Source organism: Aquabacter spiritensis, from assembly GCF_004346185.1.
Taxonomy (GTDB): Bacteria; Pseudomonadota; Alphaproteobacteria; order Rhizobiales; family Xanthobacteraceae; genus Aquabacter; species Aquabacter spiritensis.
In genome coordinates, this window is record NZ_SMAI01000001.1 from 869,837 (window position 1) to 889,194 (window position 19,358).

At 67.7% G+C, this 19,358-nt stretch carries 18 protein-coding genes; 5 read left to right on the forward strand and 13 right to left on the reverse strand.

All coding sequences use genetic code 11. From position 1 onward, the window contains the following. The first annotated feature begins 139 nt into the window (after positions 1-139). On the forward strand, positions 140-379 hold the full coding sequence (locus EDC64_RS03955; RefSeq protein ID WP_132029897.1) for a hypothetical protein: 240 nt from the start codon (positions 140-142) through the stop codon (positions 377-379). 26 nt (positions 380-405) lie between these two features. Here EDC64_RS03955 and EDC64_RS03960 read toward each other — a convergent pair whose 3' ends face one another. Together EDC64_RS03960 and EDC64_RS03965 are read right to left on the reverse strand one after the other, a co-directional pair. Continuing rightward, entirely contained in the window at positions 406-1,035 is a 630-nt protein-coding gene (locus EDC64_RS03960) for a nitroreductase family protein (RefSeq protein WP_245504514.1), read from the reverse strand. A 26-nt stretch (positions 1,036-1,061) separates the two neighbouring features. Continuing rightward, on the reverse strand, positions 1,062-2,744 hold the full coding sequence (locus EDC64_RS03965; RefSeq protein WP_245504515.1) for a SulP family inorganic anion transporter: 1,683 nt from the start codon (positions 2,742-2,744) through the stop codon (positions 1,062-1,064). Between the two features lie 311 nt (positions 2,745-3,055). On the opposite strand from EDC64_RS03965, the gene EDC64_RS24015 reads away from it, so the two are divergent. Then, a complete protein-coding gene (locus EDC64_RS24015; RefSeq protein ID WP_338023382.1) occupies positions 3,056-3,784 on the forward strand; it encodes a cold-shock protein in 729 nt (242 codons plus the stop codon). 316 nt (positions 3,785-4,100) lie between these two features. Here EDC64_RS24015 and yihA read toward each other — a convergent pair whose 3' ends face one another. Beyond that, positions 4,101-4,748, reverse strand: coding sequence for a ribosome biogenesis GTP-binding protein YihA/YsxC (gene yihA / locus EDC64_RS03975; RefSeq protein ID WP_132029899.1), 648 nt, complete (start codon positions 4,746-4,748; stop codon positions 4,101-4,103). A gap of 52 nt (positions 4,749-4,800) precedes the next feature. After that, positions 4,801-5,745, reverse strand: a complete 945-nt coding sequence (locus EDC64_RS03980; RefSeq protein WP_132029900.1) for a hydrogen peroxide-inducible genes activator — start codon at positions 5,743-5,745, stop codon at positions 4,801-4,803. Positions 5,746-5,837: 92 nt separating this feature from the next. Here EDC64_RS03980 and EDC64_RS03985 point away from each other — a divergent pair, with 92 nt between their 5' ends. The 3 genes from EDC64_RS03985 to EDC64_RS03995 all read left to right on the forward strand — a co-directional run bounded on the left by EDC64_RS03985 (position 5,838) and on the right by EDC64_RS03995 (position 8,204). Next, a complete protein-coding gene (locus tag EDC64_RS03985) occupies positions 5,838-6,065 on the forward strand; it encodes a YdcH family protein (protein WP_132029901.1) in 228 nt (75 codons plus the stop codon). Between the two features lie 158 nt (positions 6,066-6,223). Beyond that, complete coding sequence (locus EDC64_RS03990) at positions 6,224-7,198, forward strand: TerC family protein (RefSeq protein ID WP_420808938.1); 975 nt, start codon at positions 6,224-6,226, stop codon at positions 7,196-7,198. A 52-nt stretch (positions 7,199-7,250) separates the two neighbouring features. Next, complete coding sequence (locus EDC64_RS03995) at positions 7,251-8,204, forward strand: sodium-dependent bicarbonate transport family permease (protein WP_132029903.1); 954 nt, start codon at positions 7,251-7,253, stop codon at positions 8,202-8,204. Between the two features lie 153 nt (positions 8,205-8,357). Here the strand turns inward: EDC64_RS03995 and yidC are convergent, their stop codons facing one another. The 9 genes from yidC to EDC64_RS04040 all read right to left on the reverse strand — a co-directional run bounded on the left by yidC (position 8,358) and on the right by EDC64_RS04040 (position 19,239). Further along, complete coding sequence (gene yidC, locus EDC64_RS04000; RefSeq protein ID WP_132029904.1) at positions 8,358-10,181, reverse strand: membrane protein insertase YidC; 1,824 nt, start codon at positions 10,179-10,181, stop codon at positions 8,358-8,360. Beyond that, a complete protein-coding gene (gene rnpA / locus EDC64_RS04005) occupies positions 10,178-10,558 on the reverse strand; it encodes a ribonuclease P protein component (RefSeq protein WP_132029905.1) in 381 nt (126 codons plus the stop codon). The genes yidC and rnpA overlap by 4 nt, the downstream gene beginning before the upstream one ends. Positions 10,559-10,586: 28 nt before the next feature. Beyond that, on the reverse strand, positions 10,587-10,721 hold the full coding sequence (rpmH, locus tag EDC64_RS04010) for a 50S ribosomal protein L34 (RefSeq protein ID WP_132029906.1): 135 nt from the start codon (positions 10,719-10,721) through the stop codon (positions 10,587-10,589). A 219-nt stretch (positions 10,722-10,940) separates the two neighbouring features. Next, complete coding sequence (ybaL, locus tag EDC64_RS04015; protein ID WP_132029907.1) at positions 10,941-12,809, reverse strand: YbaL family putative K(+) efflux transporter; 1,869 nt, start codon at positions 12,807-12,809, stop codon at positions 10,941-10,943. A 193-nt stretch (positions 12,810-13,002) separates the two neighbouring features. Next, complete coding sequence (gene leuD / locus EDC64_RS04020; RefSeq protein WP_132029908.1) at positions 13,003-13,608, reverse strand: 3-isopropylmalate dehydratase small subunit; 606 nt, start codon at positions 13,606-13,608, stop codon at positions 13,003-13,005. 80 nt (positions 13,609-13,688) lie between these two features. Continuing rightward, positions 13,689-14,108 carry a metallopeptidase family protein gene (locus EDC64_RS04025; RefSeq protein WP_132029909.1) on the reverse strand — a complete coding sequence of 140 codons (420 nt, stop codon included), beginning with the start codon at positions 14,106-14,108 and terminating at the stop codon, positions 13,689-13,691. A gap of 452 nt (positions 14,109-14,560) precedes the next feature. Further along, positions 14,561-15,985, reverse strand: coding sequence for a 3-isopropylmalate dehydratase large subunit (gene leuC, locus EDC64_RS04030; protein WP_132029910.1), 1,425 nt, complete (start codon positions 15,983-15,985; stop codon positions 14,561-14,563). A 315-nt stretch (positions 15,986-16,300) separates the two neighbouring features. Then, positions 16,301-17,551, reverse strand: coding sequence for an MFS transporter (locus tag EDC64_RS04035; RefSeq protein ID WP_132029911.1), 1,251 nt, complete (start codon positions 17,549-17,551; stop codon positions 16,301-16,303). 74 nt (positions 17,552-17,625) lie between these two features. Then, positions 17,626-19,239, reverse strand: a complete 1,614-nt coding sequence (locus tag EDC64_RS04040; RefSeq protein WP_420808939.1) for a phosphoenolpyruvate carboxykinase — start codon at positions 19,237-19,239, stop codon at positions 17,626-17,628. Positions 19,240-19,358: the final 119 nt, after the last annotated feature.

Consider the following 19,358-nt stretch of genomic DNA (forward strand, 5'->3'; position numbering starts at 1 on the left):
GTCCCGCGCGATGGATCGGCCGCCTCTGCGGGTTCTTCCCGAACGGCGGCGAAAGCGCAAGGCAAAGCCCCCTCGGGTCTCGCGATGCGGGACCGAAAATACAGAAGGCGGGCCGAGCCCCGGCGCGGGAGTTGTCAGGATGAAGCGTACAGGCCGCGCAGGAAGCGGACATCGTCTCACCGTCGCCAGTGCGACCTTGTTCGTCGGAATCCAGGCGCTGGCGACGGCGGCGGGCGGGGGCTGGGCGATCGCCGGCCTGCTCAATCTCGGCGATATCGGCGAATATGGTTTGATGGTCCTGCTTTGCGTGCCGGCGCTCTATGCCACCTGGCGGTATGGCCGCTCCGCCGCCCGCGCCGAGGCGGCCGCGGCCGTCTGACGTTCAGTTTCGCCGGATCCGGCGCATCATCGCTTGGGCGTTGGAAACCAGTCGCGCGCGACATCGCCGACAGACGGGCGGGGCCGGTCGGCGACATGCTCGGCGGGACTGCCGATATGGATGAAGCCGGCGACGCGCTCGTGGGCCTCGACCCCCAGCAGCGCCGCGGCTTGCGGATCGCGCCCCGGCCATTTCAGCAGCCAGTGCGCGGCATAGCCGAGGGCCGAGGCCGCCACGATCAGGGCCATGCAGGCGGCGCCGGCGGACAGGACCTGATTGAATTCAGGGATCTTGGATGCCGGATTGGCGCGGCTCACGGCGATCACGGTCAGCGGCGCGCGCTGCAGGTATGCGCGCCACATGTCCCGCTTGGCCGCCGGGAGATCGGGATTCTGGCGCAGATAGAGCGCGTCGAGTTCGGCTCCCGCCGCCGCCCGCGCATCCCCGCGCAGCAGGATGAAACGCCAGGGCACCAGCCGACCATGGTCGGGAACACGCGCGGCGAGCGCGATCAGGGTGTCGATTTCGGCATCGCTCGGACCTGGCTCCACCAAAGACCGCAGCGGCAGGGACCGCCGCGCGCGCAACAGGGCGATCGCCTCGGGCACGACCGGCACCGGGATGGGCGTCCCGTCATGGGACGGGGCGGCCGGCATATGGGAATGCCCCGACGCCATGACGCTCAGGCCGGGACCGCGGCGGCACGAAGCAGAGCCGCGTCGAAATCCGGCACGAAGGCCACCTTTCCCGGCTCGGGTGCGAGGCCCATCCGGAGCATGACGTCCCGCGTCGTCGGCTTGACGCCGGACAGGATGACCTTGGTGCCGGCGCTCTCGCAGCGCCGCAGAAAGCTCTGCAGCGCGGCGACGCCGGTCGCGTCGATCAGCGGGACCTCTTCCATGCGCAGGATGAACACGCGGGGCGGCTGGCCGATCTGATCCAGGACGTCCGACAGCCGCGCGGCGGCACCGAAGAAGAGCGGGCCGCGCACCGCGAACGCCTCCACGCCGGGGGGAAGGCTGGCGCGGGTATCGGTCTCCTCGGCCGCGTCCGGCACCACGGCGATGCTGGCGCTTTCCGCCATCCGATGCATGAAGATCATCGCCGCAAAGACCACGCCGGCGCCGATCGCGACCGTCAGATCGACCGCCACCGTCAGGACGAGGGTGAGGATCATCAGAAACCGGTCGCCGAGCGGCGCGCTCATGAGATGGCGCATCTTGTCCATCTCGCTCATGTTCCACGCCACCACCATCAGGATCGCGGCGAGGCTGGCGAGCGGGATATAGACCGCGAGCGGGGCGAGCAGCAGCATCACCGCCAGGACGAACAGCGCATGGAACACCCCCGCCATCGGGGTGCGCCCCCCGGCACGGATATTGGTGGCGGTGCGGGCGATGGCGCCGGTCGCCGGCAGGCCGCCGAACAGGGCCGAGGCGGTGTTCGCCACGCCCTGCGCCACCAGTTCGGCGTTCGGACGGTGGCGGCCGCCGGTCATCCCGTCCGCGACCACCGCCGACAGAAGGCTCTCGACGCCCGCGAGGAAGGCGATCGTCACCGCGCTCGGGAACAGTTCGGCAATGCGTGAGAAACTGAGCACCGGCAGGCTGGGGACCGGAATGGCACCATTGAGTTCGCCGAAGCGCGTGCCGATCGTGGCCACCGGGAGCTGGAGCAGCGTCACGGCGACCGCGCCGAGCACCACCGCGACCAGGAAGCCCGGCACCTTGGGCGCGAAGCGGCGAAGCGCCAGGATGAGGCCGAGCGCAGCCAGCGAAACGCCGGTCGTCGCGACCGACAGGGTGCCGAAATTGGCGATCAGCGTTTCCCATTCGCCGATGAAGTCGGCGGGCAAATGGGCGATGGACAGGCCGAAAAAGTCCTTCACCTGGCTCGAAAAGATGATCAGCGCGATGCCGGCGGTGAAGCCGGTGATGACCGGCTCCGGGATGTAGCGCATCAAGCTGCCGAGGCGCGCCGCGCCGGCGGCGATCAGCATCAGCCCGGCCATCAGCGTCGCGATGACGAGGCCGTCGAAGCCGTGCTGGGAAATGACATTGGCCACCACCACGACGAACGCGCCGGTCGGGCCGCCGATCTGCGAGCGGCTGCCGCCGAGGGCGGAGATCAGGAGACCCGCCACGACCACCGTGACGAGGCCCCGTTCCGGCGTGGTTCCGGACGCGATCGCAAGAGCCATGGCGAGCGGCAGGGCCACGATGGCCACCGTCAGGCCGGCAAGGGCGTCGCTGCGCAGGTCCGCGAGGCTATAGCCTTGTCGCAGGACGGTCAAAAGCTTCGGCACCAGTCCGTCGCGTCGGGCGGAAGCGTGCCGGCCCCGGGCGGGACCAGCCATGTCGGTCATCGTCAATCCTAGAACAGATCCAAGAAGCCACGTACAACGCGCCCGCAGACTTTCGCAGGGCCGGCGGAGGCGCGTTCAGAGCAGTCTGCGCCAAGCGCCGTAAACATTCATGTACCAAATCGTCACGGATGTGTGTTACTCTCTGAAGTGCCGGTCTTTACGCGTATCCTGTTCGTTTCGCGTGCAGTGCCGGGAGTATCCATTAGGCTGCGAGGCGAGAAGCGGGTGGCTGACTTGAGCGTGTCGTCAGGACTTCTACAGGTCGTCCGAAAGACGTGTGCAATAAGCGCCAACAAGTTCAGCAATGGTGGATGGCCCTAGCCAAGATTGGCGACCTGACCTCAACGGAAATAGACATGAGCCGTAACCGAGACTTCCGAGAGCCGCGCCGTCGCGGTTTTGATGACGACTTCGCGCCGCCGCGCGATCGCGGGTTTGGAGGGGAGCGCACGTTTTCCTCGCCCAGCAGCAGCAGCTTCAGCGCACCCATGCCGTCGGGCCCGCCGATCGATGCGACGGTGAAGTGGTTCAATCCTGAGAAGGGTTTCGGCTTCGTCGAACTGGCCGACGGATCGGGTGACGTGTTCCTGCACGCCCGCGCCCTCGAGGCGGCCGGCCAGGAAAGCGTTCCTCCCGGCTCCAAGCTGTCCGTCCGCGTCGGACAGGGCCAGAAGGGCCGTCAGGTCACCGAGGTGCTCGAGGTCGACACGTCGACCGCAGAGGCGGCTCCGCCGCGTCGCGCGCCGGGCGGCTTCGGCGGCGCCCCGGGCGGTGCCCCGCGTTCGAGCGGTGGTTTCGGTGGCGGGCCGCGCGCCCCCAGCGGCCCGACCGAAGAGCGGGTCGGCACCGTGAAATGGTACAACCCCGAGAAGGGCTTCGGCTTCATCGCGGTGGAAGGCGGCGGCAAGGACGTGTTCATCCACGTCACCGTGGTCTCGCGCTCGGGCCTGTCGGATCTGGCCGAAGGCCAGCGGGTTGTGGTGCAGGTCGGCCAGGGTCCCAAGGGTCCCGAAGCCCGCGGCATCGAAATCGCCGACTGAAGCCAACCGGCTTTTCCCTTTCGTCTTCCGATCGGAAGACGCCGACGGGCGCGCGCAAGTGCGCCCGTTTTCGTTTGAGGCCATGCACGCTCGTCGCACGCAGAGACATCCCGGGAAGGTGCATCGGCCGACCGACCGGCCTGGTTGCGGGGCACGCCGCCAGGGGGCAGCCGACAGATGCGCCCGTCGCCGCGCCGCCGGCATCGCCGCCAGCGCCCCGACCTTTCCCGGCAGACGACCACGGTCCGGCAAATGACCCCGTTCCGGAACGCCGCGCCGTCTGATGCGGCTCCGACCGTTCCGTGCGCCGCGCCCGTTACGCCCGCTCGGCGATCAGCCGCGCCACCGCCGCCCGCAATGCCGGCAGGCCCGCGCCGGTCTCGCTCGATGTCGGGAAAACGTGGGGGTAGGCCGCCGGACGGCGCCGGATCTTCGCCTCGGTCTCCTCGACCCGCGCGGCGAAGTCGGTCGGCTTGACCTGGTCCGCCTTGGTCAGAACGACGGCATAAGAGACCGCCGCTTTGTCCAGCAGATCCAATATGTCCGTATCGACCGGCTTCAGGCCGTGGCGGCTGTCGATGAGAACAAAGACGCGCGCGAGATTGACCCGGCCGCGCAGATAGTCGCGGATCGTCCGGGTCCAGGCCTCCACCTTTTCCTTCGGTGCCTTGGCGAAGCCATAGCCCGGCATGTCCACCAAGGTGAGTTGAGGACCGACACCGAAAAAGATCAGTTCCTGCGTGCGGCCCGGCGTGACCGAGGTGCGCGCGAGCGCCTTCCGGCCGGTCAGCGCATTGACCAGGCTCGATTTCCCGACATTCGAACGGCCGGCGAGCGCGATTTCGATGCCGCGCATCGGCGGCAGCGTCTCGATCGTCGGCGCCGCCGTGAGGAAATCCCAGGGCCCGGCAAACAGCAGGCGGCCGGCTTCGAGAAAAGGATCTTCGGGGTCTGCGTCGGTCATCCCCCGCTTATCGTCCGCGGGGGCACGCGGCGCAAGGATCAAGCGCGGGGGCCTATCCAGCCGGGACCGCCGGCTCGCAATCCGAGAGCCCCAGCGCGACGCGCGTCGCGTCGCTTTCGCGGGCCAATTGCTCGAACTGCGGGGCTCGGCCATTCGAGGCCCGCCAGAAATAGCCGATCTCCCGACGCGCCGGCCACCCGGCCAGCCGCAGCAGCACCATGTCGTCGCCCTCCCCCAGTTCCGAGAGGGCGTAGAGTTCGGGAAACAGCGACAGGCCCATTCCCATCAACACCATCTGCCACAGGGCATCGAGGCTGGTGCCTTCATAGTCCTCACGCATGTCGGCCCCAGAGGCGGCAGCGAGGTCGCGGGCGCTCTCGAACAATTGGTGGCCCCGGCCCAGGGTCAACAGACGCTCGCCCCGCAGCGCCGATACCGGCACCAAAGGACCGCCGAGGGCGAAGCGGTGGTCCTTCGGCACGCCGAGAAAGATGGTCTCCCGGCACAGACGCCGGAACGTGAGGGCGTGGCCCGACGCCGGCAGAGGCCCGAGACCGCAATCGAGGCGGCCTTCCATCACCTCCCGCTCGATCAAAGCGGGACGCTCCTCACGGATATAGAGCTCCAGCCCGGGATAGCGCGCATGGAGCGCGGGCAGGAGCGCGGGGAAGAAATACGGGCCGAAGGTCGGCGCCACGCCGAGCCGGATCAGCCCGCCGAGATTGCGTGCGCCGCCCGCGGCCACCGCGACGATCTCGTCCAGCTCCAGCAGCACGTTGCGCGCGGTCGCGACGATGCGCGCGCCGACGGCGGTCGGAACGATGCGGCCCGGCGTGCGATCAAACAGCGGCGTCCCGAGATTCTGCTCCAATTGCGCGATCTGCACCGAGAGCGTCGGTTGAGACACGTGGCAGCGCCGCGCAGCCACGCCGAAATGCCCCGCTTCGGCGAGCGCGACGACATATTCCAATTGGCGGTGCGAGGGACGGAATGGCATGCGATAGATCTAGACTATCCTGATAATTGAAACAATAAATTTGAGCTATCGGCGCGCCTGCCGCACCCTGACGGCATCGAAAGGAGGTCGACGTGGACTCGTTTGTGAAAGCCCTGACCGCGCGCCATCGGAAAATCGAACAGGACATCGCCGAGGAAGAGCGGCGGCCGGCATCCGACCGCATGCGCGTGCTCGCCTTGAAGAAGGTGAAACTGCGGTTGCGCGAGCAGATCGAAGTGCTGCACCGGGAAGGCCGCCGCGCCGTCACCATCGTGCGGCGCCGCCGCGACCCGCACCTCGCGCTCCGCCCGGCCCGATAGGCCGCGTCAGCCCTGAACCGAGGTCCGGGCCCCTCTGACGGCTGCGTCCGCACCGCCATGTCGGTCCTCTCATCTCCCAACCCGTGTCCGGCCCCCGGCAGATCGCCGGCGGCCGCCGACGCGCATGTTTCGACGGGACGAGGAAAATGGACACGTTCATGGCGCTCGTGAGCGCCGACTTTATCGGCAAGCCCGCTTGGCTCTGGATCGGCTTTCTGGTGCTCGTTCTGGGGCTTCTCGCCTTCGACCTCGGCGTCCTGCACAAGGAAGGCACGGAGATCGGCATCGCCGAGAGCCTCAAGCTCTCGCTCTTCTACATCGCGATCGCGGTGGCGTTCGGCGGCTATGTCTGGGCCTCCATGGGCGCAGAGGCCGGGATGCAATATTTCACCGGCTACGCGATCGAAAAGGCGCTGTCGATCGACAATGTCTTCGTCATCTCGCTGATCTTCTCCTATTTCGCGATCCCGCGCGCCTATCAATATCGCGCGCTCGTCTGGGGCATCGTCGCGGTGCTCGTGCTGCGCGGTTTGATGATCGGCATCGGGGCCGCGCTGGTGCAGGAATATGACTGGATCCTGCTTCTGTTCGGCGCCTTCCTCGTGGGGACCGGCATCAAGATGCTGTTGGCCAAGGAGGATGCCGCGGAGCTTTCCGAGAACAAGCTCATCCGGAACCTGTCGCGCTGGATGCGGGTGACCAAGGATCTGCACGGCGAACGCTTCTTCGTGCGCCAGCCGCACCCGGCGACGGGACGGCCCGTGTTCTGGGCGACGCCCCTCCTGCTCGCGCTCATCGTGATCAACGTGGCGGATCTGGTGTTCGCCGTGGATTCCGTCCCCGCCATCTTCGCGATCACCACGGACACCTACATCGTCTTCACCGCGAACATCATGGCCATTCTCGGCCTGCGGGCGCTCTATTTCGCCCTCGCCGCGATGGTCCACCGGTTCGCCTACCTGAAATATGCCCTGGCTGGTGTCCTGGTCTTCATCGGCGGGAAGATCTTCTGGAACCATTTCTACGGAAAGCTCGACCCCGCCATCTCCTTGGGCGTGACCCTCGCCATGATCGGGGCCGGCATCGCCTATTCCCTCTGGAAGACGAGCCGGGCAGCGCCCCGCACCCTCTGACCCCCGACGGCCGCTCTTCGGAGCGGCCGTTTTCTCATGCGGAGACGCTCCAATGTCGCTCGCCGGCACCGCTTTGCTCTCGCCGCCGATCCTCTGCTTCGGGCTCGGGGCTCTGTCGGTCGCGCTGCGCAGCAATTTGCGTCTTCCGGCGCCGGTGTTTGAAGCGGTCTCGATCTATCTTCTTCTCGCGATCGGCCTGAAGGGGGGAGCCGAGCTCGGCGACACCCGGTTCGCGGACTTCGCTCTCCCCGCTTTGGCCGGCCTCGCACTCGGCATCGCCATCCCGATCTGGTGCTTCTTCGGCTTGCGGCGGTTCGCAGGCTTCGGCACGCCGGACGCCGCGGCCTTGGCGGCGCATTACGGCTCGGTCTCCGCGGTCACCTTCATCGCGGTGGTCGCCTATCTCGATGCGCGCACGATCCCCTACGAGGGCTTCATGACGGCGCTGCTCGCTTTGATGGAAGCACCCGCCATCATCGTCGCACTGCTGCTCGCCCGATTGTCCGGGCGCAAGGAAAAGCTCGGCCATGCCCTGCAAGAGGTGCTGGGCGGAAAGAGCATCCTGCTTCTGGTCGGCGGCCTGCTCATCGGCGCGGTCTTGGGAAAAGCCGGTCTCGCGCCGGTCCAGCCGTTCTTCGGCGAGCTGTTCCTCGGCTTCCTTTGCCTCTTTCTGCTGGAACTCGGCGTCGTCGCGGCGAAGAGCGCGGACGACGCGATCCGGGCCGGGCCGCGGCTGGTCGCGTTCGCGCTGGCTGCGCCGCCGGTCCATGGCCTTCTGGGTGTGGCGCTGGGCCTTGCCAGCGGCCTTTCGGAGGGCGGCGCGGTGATCCTCGGGACGCTGGCCGCCAGCGCCTCCTACATTGCCGCGCCGGCGGCGATGCGCATCGCCATGCCGGAGGCGAACGCCGCCTACGGTCTGGCCGCGGCCTTGGCCGTGACCTTTCCCTTCAATCTGACGCTCGGCCTTCCGCTCTACGCCGCCATGGCGCGCCTGCTGGCGGGTTAGACCCGCCGGACATCGCAGAGCGCGGCCCAAAGCGGGTGTCGACGGCGGGGACGACGCGGAACCTTGTCCCCGCCGGACACAGAGAGGCCGGCGTCCCCGCCGGCCTCCTTGACCGATCCGCCCGTGCGACGGCCCGCTTCAACCGCCGGGGCGTCAGTGCTTGGCGGGCGCCTTCTTCTTGAAGACGGAGCGGATATTGTCCCACAGCTCGATCTTGACGCCGTGACGCTTCATGATCAGCGCCTGCTGGAGCACGGACAGGGTGTTGTTCCAGGCCCAATAAATCACCAGACCGGCGGCGAAGTGCGCCAGCATGAAGGTGAAGATGATGGGCATCCAGTTGAAGATCATCTGCTGCGTCGGATCCGGCGGCGCAGGATTGAGCTTCATCTGCACCCACATCGTGACGCCCATGATGAGCGGCCACGCGCCGAGCATCAGATAGGCGCCGATCACCGGCACCGCGCCGGGATCCCAGGGGATCAGGCCGAACAGATTGAAGATGGTCGTCGGATCCGGCGCCGAAAGGTCGTGAATCCAGCCGAAGAACGGCGCATGCCGCATTTCGATGGTCACGAACAGCACCTTGTACAGGGCGAAGAAGACCGGGATCTGGATCAGGATCGGCAGGCAGCCGGCGACCGGATTGACCTTCTGCTTCTTGTACAGCTCCATGGTGAGCTGCTGCTGCTTCACCTTGTCGTCCGCATAGCGCTCGCGGATCGCCATCATTTCCGGCTGCAGCGCCTTCATCTTCGCCATCGAGGCGTAGGATTTGTTGGCGAGCGGGAAAAAGATCAGCTTCAGCAGAACCGTGACGATCAGGATCGCGACGCCGAAATTTCCGACGACGTGATAGATCCAGTCGATCACCAGGAACAGCGGCTTGGTGATGAAGTAGAACCAGCCCCAGTCGATCAGGAGGTCGAACCGGTCGATCTGGTACCGGCTCTGATAGCCGTCGACCACCGCGACGACCTTGGCGCCGGCGAACAGGCGCCCCTGAGACGCGGTCGTCGCGCCCGGCTCGACGGTCTTGCCGGCCGCGAGGTAATCGGCCTGGAAGGTCCGGCTGGTGCCGGCCTGATGCGAGGAGAACCGCGCATCGACGGCCGTCGCCTGGTCGGGGATGACCGTCGCGGCCCAATATTTGTCGGTGATGCCGAGCCAGCCGCCCGTCGCCTTGTAGGTGTGGGGCTGGGCGTCCTCGAGCTTGGAATAGGTCACTTCCTGCAGCCCGGCATCGCCGAGCACGCCGATCATGCCTTCGTGGAGGATGTAGAAGCCCTGGGTCGCGGGCAGGCCGTGGCGCGACACGAGGGCGTAGGGAAACAGGGTGACCGCCGCGCCGCCGCGATTCTCGACCTCGTCCTTCACCGTGAACATATACTGGTCGTCGACGGCGAAGGTGCGCCTGAACAGCAGGCCCTCGCCATTGTCATAGGTCAGGACGATGGGAGCGCCGGGGGTCAGCGCGCCGCCTTGCGCCGTCCAGAGCGCATCCGGCCCCGGAACTTTCACATTGGTGCCCGGCGCGCTGGTCCAGCCGAATTCCGCATAAAACGGGTTCGGCGCGCCGGACGGGGAGAGCAGGACGATGTGCGGGCTCTTGGGATCGACGGTCTCGCGATAATCGAGCAGCGACAGATCGTCGACCCGGCCGCCGCGCAGCGAGATCGAGCCCTTCAGGCGCGGCGTGTCGATGGCAACGCGCGGCGTGGCGGCGATCGCCTGTTCGCGGGTCAGGGCGCGCGGCGGCGCCGTGCCCCGGCTCGGGACGGCGGCGCCGTCGGGGGTCGGGGTGGTCGCGCCCGGCTGCGCGCCCTGCTGGACCTGCTCGGTCTGCTGCGCCGCGCGCTGCTGCTCGGCGAGCTGACGCTGCTTCTCCGCCTGAGGAATGCCGAAATAGAACTGCCAGCCGATCAGGATCGCCAGCGACAGGCCGATGGCGATGAACATGTTGCGATTGTCGGTCATGCCGGGCGGCCTCCCTCGGCGCGGGGGGATGGGTCGTCGGACCTTCTCTTGGGCGCGCCGTGCAGCCGGGATATGGCGCGTTCGAGGTCGCGGACAAGGTCAGAAAACGGCGCGCGCAGCGCCGACTGGCGGGCGACCATCACATAATCGTAGCCGGGACGGCCGGCGGCCGGGACGACGGCTTCGGCAACCGCGCGCAGGCGCCGCCGGATGCGGTTTCGCACCACGGCGTTGCCGATCTTCTTGGTCACCGTGAAACCGAGGCGGGGGTCTCCCGCATCGCGGCGATTGCGGCCCTGCAGCAGCAAGGAGGCGACACCCGCCTTCTCGGCTTTCGCCGCAGCGAGAAAGTCACCGCGCTTGCGCAGGCGGTCCACGATGCGCGATCCCGCGGGCCGTCGTGCCTCAGGCGGACAGGCGCTTGCGGCCCTGGGCCCGGCGGGACGCGATGATCTTGCGTCCGTTCATCGTCGCCATGCGCGCACGAAAGCCGTGCCGACGCTTGCGCACGAGCTTGCTCGGTTGATAGGTGCGCTTCACGGGTCTGTCTCCGGATAAAGTTTGTGGCGCGGCGGCTCACCGGAACCCCTGCCCTCGGCAATGTGCGTCGGACGCCCGCTCAGGATGCAGACCGAAGACGGCCGCCATGAGAAAAGGGCGAGGTCCCAGGGAGCCGGAGCCGCCCGAGTTCGGGCACGGCTTATAGGGGCGCCCGCGCCACGCGTCAACGCCAAACGGCGCCGCGCGGGGAAGCCGCGCTCATGCGGGCGGGCCCGCGACGGCCTCTTGCCGCGGCTTTTCCGATGGCGCAGCCGGAGGGTCGCCCGGCGCGCCGCCGGCGTCGGACCCAGCGGCCGCCTCACTCTCGTCCGCCTCCAGCGCCGCTTCGATGGCGCCCCGAGGGGGATCGAACAGGCCGGTTGACGACAGGGCCGATAGTCCCGTCGCGGCAGCTTCCGGGACGAGATGCGCCAGCATGCCACGCGCCACTTCGCGCTCGCCCATGATGATGAATTCCGCCCCGCCGCGCCGCAGGTGCTCCACCTCGGCGTCGGAATGGGCGCGCGCGATGATCTCGATGTCGGGGTTGAGGGTGCGCGCCTTCTTCAGGACCGAGCCGGCCTCGATGCCGTCGGGGATGGCGAGGATCAAACGGCGCGCGCCGGCGATATTGGCGGCCGCGAGCGCTTCCGGCAGCGCGGCATTGGCGTCCACCACCTCGATGTCCGAGGCGCGCAGGGCTTCGACCGCGTCGTCGGCATCCTCGATCACCAGAAGCGGCACCCCAGCCGCCTTCAGCCCCTCTCCCACCAGCCGCCCCACCCGTCCGTACCCGACGAGCACGGTGTGGCCCGCTTGCGCCGTGATCGGGATCTGCCGCGTCGGCGTCGCCGCGGCGGGGGCCGACCGAACCCCCGCAAGACGGGGCCCGAACCGGTCGAGTGCGATGAAGAAGAACGGGTTGGTCACGATCGAGACGATCGCCGCCGCGAGAATCAGGTCGCGGCCCATTGCGGGCATGAGGTCGAGATCGACGCCGAGCGTGGCGAGAATGAAGGAGAACTCCCCGATCTGCGCCAGGCTCGCCGAAATGGTGAGGGCGGTGATGCGCTCATGGCCGAACAGGCGGACGATGGCATAGGCCGCCAACGATTTTCCCACCAGAACCACGACGATCGTCCCGAGCAGCGGAAGGGGATGCTCGATGACGATCTTGGGATCGACCAGCATCCCGACGGAGACGAAGAACAGCACGGCGAAGGCGTCGCGCAGCGGCAGCGTCTCCTCGGCGGCGCGGTGCGCGAGCGGGCTCTCGCTCAACACCATTCCGGCAAAGAACGCGCCGAGGGCGAACGACACGCCGAACAGCAGCGCGGAGCCGTAGGCGACGCCGAGCGCGATCGCCAGCACCGCGAGCCGGAACAGCTCCCGCGACCCGGTATGGGCGACCCATTGCATCACCCAGGGGATCACGCGGCGCCCGACCACGAGCATCAGGGCCACGAACGCAATCACTTTTCCGAGGGTGACGGCGAGCGTCGTGAGGAGGTCGGCATCGTCGAGGAACGTGGCCGCCGCGCCGGTTCCGGGGCTGGTGCCTCCGAGCGAGTCCGCGACCGCCGGCAGCAGGACCAGAGCGAGGACCATGGCGAGGTCTTCGACGATCAGCCAGCCGACCGCGATCCGTCCCTGCTCGCTTTCGATCAGGCGGCGCTCCTGCAGCGCCCGCAGAAGGACCACGGTGCTCGCCACCGAGAGCGCCAGACCGAAGACGAGCCCGCCGCCGACGCCCCAGCCCATCAGCCAGGCGAGCCCCATGCCGAGGAGCGTCGCCACCGCGATCTGCACGACCGCACCGGGGACGGCGATGGCTTTGACCGACAGCAGGTCCTTCAACGAGAAATGAAGGCCGACGCCGAACATCAGCAGGATGACCCCGATCTCCGCGAGCTGGAGCGCCAGATGCTGGTCGGCGACGAAGCCCGGCGTGAACGGGCCGACCGCGACGCCCGCCAGCAAATAGCCGACCAGAGGGGAAATCCGCAGCCGCTGCGCCACCGCGCCGAAGACGAAAGCCAGCACCAGGGCGCCGACGATGGTGGAGATCAGCGACGTATCATGCGGCACAGAGGACCCTCACGAAGAACCGAGCGCCACGCGGGCGGGCGTGAATTGACAGCCGGAGCTTAGCGGATATCCGCCGCCGGATCAGCCTTTCATGTGCACGGGACGCGGGGCGGGCGGCGGTATGCGGCCGGATCGGGGGCAGTCCCCTCCCAAACGGGCGGTGCCCGCTCCCGGCCGCAGCGCCGCGCCGCCGTCAGAGCCAGGGGCGGTCGCTCTGCCTGGAGGTCTCGAACTGCTGGATGCTTCCGCTCTTTTCGAGCGTCAGGCCGATATCGTCCAGCCCCTCGAGGAGACAGCGCTTGCGGAACGGATCGATCTCGAACCGCACCGTCCCGCCGTCCGGCCCGCGGATCTCCTGAGCGGCGAGATCGACCGTCAGGGTCGCGTTGGCGCCGCGCTCGGCATCCTCGAACAGCCTGTCGAGGTCCTCGGGCTTCACGACGATCGGCAGCACGCCGTTCTTGAAGCAATTGTTGTAGAAGATGTCGGCGAAGCCGGTCGAGATGATGCACTTGATGCCGAAATCGAGCAGCGCCCACGGCGCGTGCTCGCGCGACGAGCCGCAGCCGAAATTGTCGCCGGCCACCAGGATCTTGGCATTGCGGTAGGCGGGCTGGTTCAGGACGAAGGCGGGATTCTCCGTGCCGTCGTCATTGTAGCGCATCTCGGAGAACAGGCCGGTGCCGAGGCCGGTGCGCTTGATCGTCTTCAGATACTGCTTGGGGATGATCATGTCGGTGTCGACATTGACCAGCTTCATCGGCGCCGCGACGCCTTCCAGAACGGTGAACTTTTCCATCTCCGCGATCCCTTCGTCCCTGCTGCGGCGCTGCGCGCCGATTCTCGCTGATTTCGGGGCGTCCGCCCCTTTGGCCGGGTTCAGGCGTCCGCCGCCGCCTCCACCCGCTCCATGTCTTCGTCCGACAGCCCGAAATGGTGTCCGATCTCGTGCACCAAAACATGGGTCACGATCTCGCCCAGCGTCTGATCCTCCTCGGCCCAGAAATCGAGGATCGGCCGGCGATAGAGGAACACCATGTTGGGCAGGCGCCCGGTCTCGGTCACCGCCGCGTCCTGCGCCAGTCCGACGCCCTGGAACAGGCCGAGAAGGTCGAACGGCGTCTCGGCCTCCATCTCCTCCAGAATCTCGTCCGTCGGAAAATCCTCGACCCGGATGACCACGCCGGTCGCCAGGGCGCGAAAACTCTCGGGAAGCCGCCCATAGGCGGCATCGGCGAGCGCCTCCATCTGTTCGAGGGAAGGCGCCGTCAGGCGGCTCCAGTCGGTGGCGTCCGGCATCGTCCCTCGCTCGATCCGCCCCATCGGGCGCTGAGTTCGCCGCGCCCGCTGCGCGGCAAGTTTCGGTCCAGTGTTCGGTCCAGTGTTCGGTCCAAGTGTTCGGCGCTTCGGCGACGCCGCCCCGCTTCGCCGAACCAAGATGACGAAGCTAAGGAACTTTTAACCATCTTCCGCGGTTGACCCTCCAATAGGCAAACAGGAGGCTGACCATGTTGCGCAAGCTTGCAGTCACGGCCGGACTCGTGACCATTCTCGGCGTTGCCGCGTATTTTGCGCCTCAGGAGGCTCAGGCCGCCGGGCTCTTGCCCGCGTTTTTTCTGACCGTCTGAGGCATCCCGGCGAAGCGCCCGCTGTCGCGGAGCGCCCGCCGTCCCAATCCGGGCTTTTGCCGGTGTGACCCCCACCTTCCCCCGGCGCAACCGGGGGAATTTTTTGCCGAGGGGTCGGCGCGGTCAGGCCTGGGGCCAGCGCCGGATATCGACGAAGCGCCCGGCGATCGCCGCGGCCGCCGCCATGGCCGGCGAAACCAAGTGCGTGCGCCCTTTGAAGCCCTGGCGCCCCTCGAAATTGCGGTTCGAGGTCGAGGCGCAGCGCTCTTCGGGCGAGAGGCGGTCGGGATTCATCGCGAGGCACATCGAGCAGCCCGGCTCGCGCCATTCGAAGCCGGCCGCCTTGAAGATCGCATCGAGACCCTCGGCCTCGGCCTGGGCCTTTACGAGGCCCGAGCCCGGCACCACCATCGCGCTGACATTCGGATTGACCGTGTGCCCGGCGACGATCTTCGCCGCCTGGCGAAGGTCCTCGATGCGGCCATTGGTGCAGGAGCCGATGAAGATGCGGTTGACGATGATGTCGGTGATCTTGGTCCCGGCGGTGAGGCCCATATAAGCGAGCGCGCGCTTCTTCGCGCCGCGCTTGCCCTCGTCTTCGATCATGTCCGGATCGGGCACCAGCCCGTCGATCGACACCACGTCTTCGGGGCTCGTGCCCCAGGAGACGATCGGCGGCAAATTGGCCCCGTCGAGGCGGATTTCGCTGTCGAAATAGGCCCCTTCGTCGCTGCGCAGCGTCTCCCAATAGCGCATCGCGGCGTCCCAGTCGGCGCCCTTGGGGCTCTTGGGGCGGTCCTTGATATAAGCGAACGCCTTCTCGTCCGGCGCCACCATGCCGGCGCGGGCCCCGCCCTCGATCGACATGTTGCAGACCGTCATCCGGCCCTCCATCGAGAGCGCGCGCATCGCGTCGCCGGCATATTCGATGACGTAGCCGGTCCCGCCGGCGGTGCCGATCGTGCCGATGATGGCGAGCACCACGTCTTTCGCGCCGACGCCATCGGGCAGCGGCCCGTCGACCGTCACCCGCATGTTCTTGGCCTTCTTCTGGATCAGCGTCTGGGTGGCGAGGACGTGCTCCACCTCCGACGTGCCGATGCCGTGCGCGAGCGCCCCGAAGGCCCCATGGGTCGAGGTGTGGCTGTCGCCGCACACGATGGTGGTGCCCGGCAGGGTAAAGCCCTGCTCGGGTCCGACGACATGGACGATGCCCTGGCGGACATCGAAGCCGTCATAATATTCGATCCCGAATTCCTTCACATTCTCCTCGAGGGCGGCGATCTGCGCGGCGCTCTCGGGATCGGGATTGGGCAAAGAGCGATCCGTGGTCGGCACGTTGTGATCGACGACGGCGAGCGTCTTCTGCGGGGCGCGCACCTTGCGGCCGGTCATCCGCAGTCCCTCGAAGGCCTGCGGGCTCGTGACCTCGTGCACCAGATGGCGGTCGATATAGAGCAGGCACGTCCCATCGGGCTGCCGCTCGACCACGTGGTCGTCGAAGATCTTGTCGTACAACGTGCGCGGGGCGCTGGCGGGGGCGTTCATGAGCTTTGTCCTGAGGATGTGGCCGGAGCGCGGGATGCGCGCCGTCGAGCCGAGCCGGAAAGAGACGGAATGTCGGAGATCAGCGACGAAGGCCGGCGAGCGCCGCGGTCGTGAAACGACCGAAGAAGCGGCCAGGCAGGCGCACATGATCCGGCACGGCCGCGAATTCCATGGTCGTGCGCGCGTAATGCCCGGCGGCGCAAAAGGCCTCCAAGGACGGGCGCGGACGAAGGATGCGGGCACTGCTCATGAAACGTTTTTAGCAGTTCCAGTGTCCCGCGACAATGGATCGCGACGCCCGCCGTCACCGAAGCGTCACCCCGTCGATGCGGCGGGCACCGGGACCGACCGCGGCGCACAGATCAGCCAGAGGGCGAGCGCGGCGCCTGCCGCGCCGGCCAGCACCAGGAAGGCGGCGCCATAGCCGAACCGGGCCGCCACCATCCCAGCCAGCGCCGGACTGAGCGCGGCCCCTGCCCCCTGCAGCGTCATCACGCCGCCGAGCCCGGCATTCACATGGCCGGAGCCGCGCAGGATCCGCGCGACGATGCCGGGGGTCGCCACCCCGAGCAGCCCGGCGCCGACGCCGTCGAGGATCTGAACCGGCACCAGGGCATAGGGCGACGCCCACAATCCGGCGATCAGGCCGCGGACGGGCAGCGCGACGAGCGCGGCGAGAAAGACGAGAAAATAGCCGTGGGTGCGGGCGATGCGCGCCGCGATCAGCGCCATCGGGATCATGGTGAGCTGCGCGATCACCACCGTCGCGGCCGTATAGGCGGCGGGATCGACCTCGCCCTTCGCGGCGATCGCCTGGCCGAGAAGCGGGAGCATCGCCGCATTGCCGAGATGGAACAGGAGCAGGGTGAAGCCGACGGCGAGAAGCGGGCCGGATCCGATCAAGGCCCGGAATCCCGGCGGACGGCGGCCGTGCGCCGTGTCGCCCGGCTCCAGGCCGCGCGCGACGTCGTGGTCGATGTCGCCCGGGCGGATGAAGAGGAGCGCGAGCAGCGAGCCGGCAGCCATCGCCGCCATGAGCCAGAAGACGGCCGTGATCCCGAAGGCATAGCCGAGCCCGCCGGCGAGCACCGCTGCGGACATGTTGCCGGCGTGGTTGAAGGCCTCGTTGCGGCCGAGTTGCGTCGGCAGCCTGTCCTGCCCGACGAGACCGAGGGTCAAGGCCGCCAGAGCCGGGCCGATCGCCGCGCCGGCGAGGCCGGAGAAGATCTGCGAAGCGAGGGTGACCGGCAAAGTCGGGACGGCGAGCAGAGCGAGCGTCGCGATGATCACGGCCACGGCGCAGGCCGCGATCAACCCCCGCTTCGCCCGTGTTGCGTCGGCGAGCGCGCCCAGCGGCCCGGCCGCCAGCATGCCGGCGAGGCCGCCGGCGGTCATCGCAAAGCCGATCTCGTCGGGAGCCCAGCCTTGGCCGAGCAGAAAGATGCCGAGGAAGGGCCCGAGCCCGTCGCGCACGTCCGCCAGAAAGAAATTGAGGCCGCCAAGGGCCGAGGCCGCGCGCGGCCGGCCGGGGGCCGTGGGAACGGCAGTGCTCGTGGTTGCGTCCATGGGCGGAAGAACCGCCCATGGCAAAGCTTGTTCCGTCGAAGATTTTTTCGGGCGTCACGCCCGCGCGGCGCCGCTCACTCGGCGGCGATGCGCACCTGGGGCTGGGCGTCGCGGACCGAGGGGTCCACATGCTGCTCGAACCTGGCGAAATTCTCCTGGAACATCGCCACGAGCTTGCGCGCGGTGGCATCGAAGTCCGCTTTGTCCGCCCAGGTCTTGGAGGGATAGAGAATGTGCGGCTCGACGCCCGGGAGCGAGGTCGGCACCGAGAAGCCGAAATACGGATCGGTGCGGAACGGCACGTCCTTCAGCGACCCGTCGAGGGCGGCGGTGAGCAGCGTGCGCGTCACCTTGATCGGCATGCGCCGGCCCACGCCGAACTTGCCGCCGGTCCAGCCGGTATTGACCAGCCAGCAATCGACCCCGTGCTTGGCGATGAGATCGCGCAGCATATTGCCGTAGACCGAAGGGTGGCGCGGCAAAAACGGCGCGCCGAAGCAGGTCGAGAAGGTCGCTTCCGGATCCTTCACGCCCTTCTCGGTGCCGGCGACCTTGGCCGTATAGCCCGACAGGAAATGGTACATCGCCTGATCGGGGCTGAGACGCGCGATCGGCGGCATCACGCCGAAGGCGTCCGCGACCAGCATGATGATGTTCTTGGGCTGGCCGGCGATTCCGGTCCTGGTCGCGTTCGGAATGAAGTCGAGCGGGTAGCAGGAGCGCGTGTTCTGGGTGAGCCGGCCGTCATCGAAATCCGGCACATGGGTCACGGGATCGAGCACCACATTCTCGAGGATGGTGCCGAACCTGTTGGACGCATCGTAGATTTCCGGCTCCGCCTCGCGCGAGAGATGGATGGTCTTGGCGTAGCAGCCGCCCTCGAAATTGAACACGCCGTCCTTGCCCCAGCCGTGCTCGTCATCGCCGAGCAGGGTGCGGTTGGGATCGGCGGACAGGGTCGTCTTGCCGGTGCCCGAGAGGCCGAAAAAGATCGCGACGTCGCCGTCCTTGCCGACATTCGCCGAGCCGTGCATCGGCAGCACGCCCTTGGCGGGCAGCAGATAGTTCAGGAAGGTGAAGACCGACTTCTTCATCTCGCCGGCATAGGACGAGTTGCCGATCAGCACGATGCCGCGCTTGAAATTCACCGCGATGACGGTGTCCGAGCGGACGCCGTGGCGCGCGGGGTCCGCCTTGAAGGACGGCAGGTCGATGATGGTCATCTCCGGCACGAAGCTGTCGAGCTCCGCGCGCTCGGGCCGCCGCAGCATGGTGCGGATGAACAGCGAATGCCACGCATATTCGGTATAGACCCGCGCCTTGATCTGATAGTCGCGGTCGGCGCCGCCATAGAGGTCCTGCGCGAACAGGGTCTTGCCTTCGGCGTGCTTCAGGAAGTCTTCGTAGATCACGTCGAACTGGGCTTCGGTGATGGCGCCGTTATTGTCCCACCAGACCTCGCCCTCGGTCGCGGCATCCTTCACCACGAATTTGTCCTTGGGGCTCCGGCCGGTATGAACGCCGGTCTCGGCGGCGATGGCGCCGCCATTGGTGAGACGCGCCTCCCGGTTGGCGAGAGCGTGCTCGTACAGCCCGGGTTCGGTGAGGTTCCAGTGCACACCCTGAAGATGCCGCAGCCCGAAGGTGTCCGCCCCACAGGCGCTGTTGCGTTGTCCCGTCTCGAGCACGGCTCGTCTCCTTGATTTATTCAACATAATGTTGGGCTCACGCCCTGCCCCCACGAAAGGAGCAAACGCGGAAGCGCGGAACTTAGAGCGGCGCGCTGAAAGTGTGAACTGTGTCACCC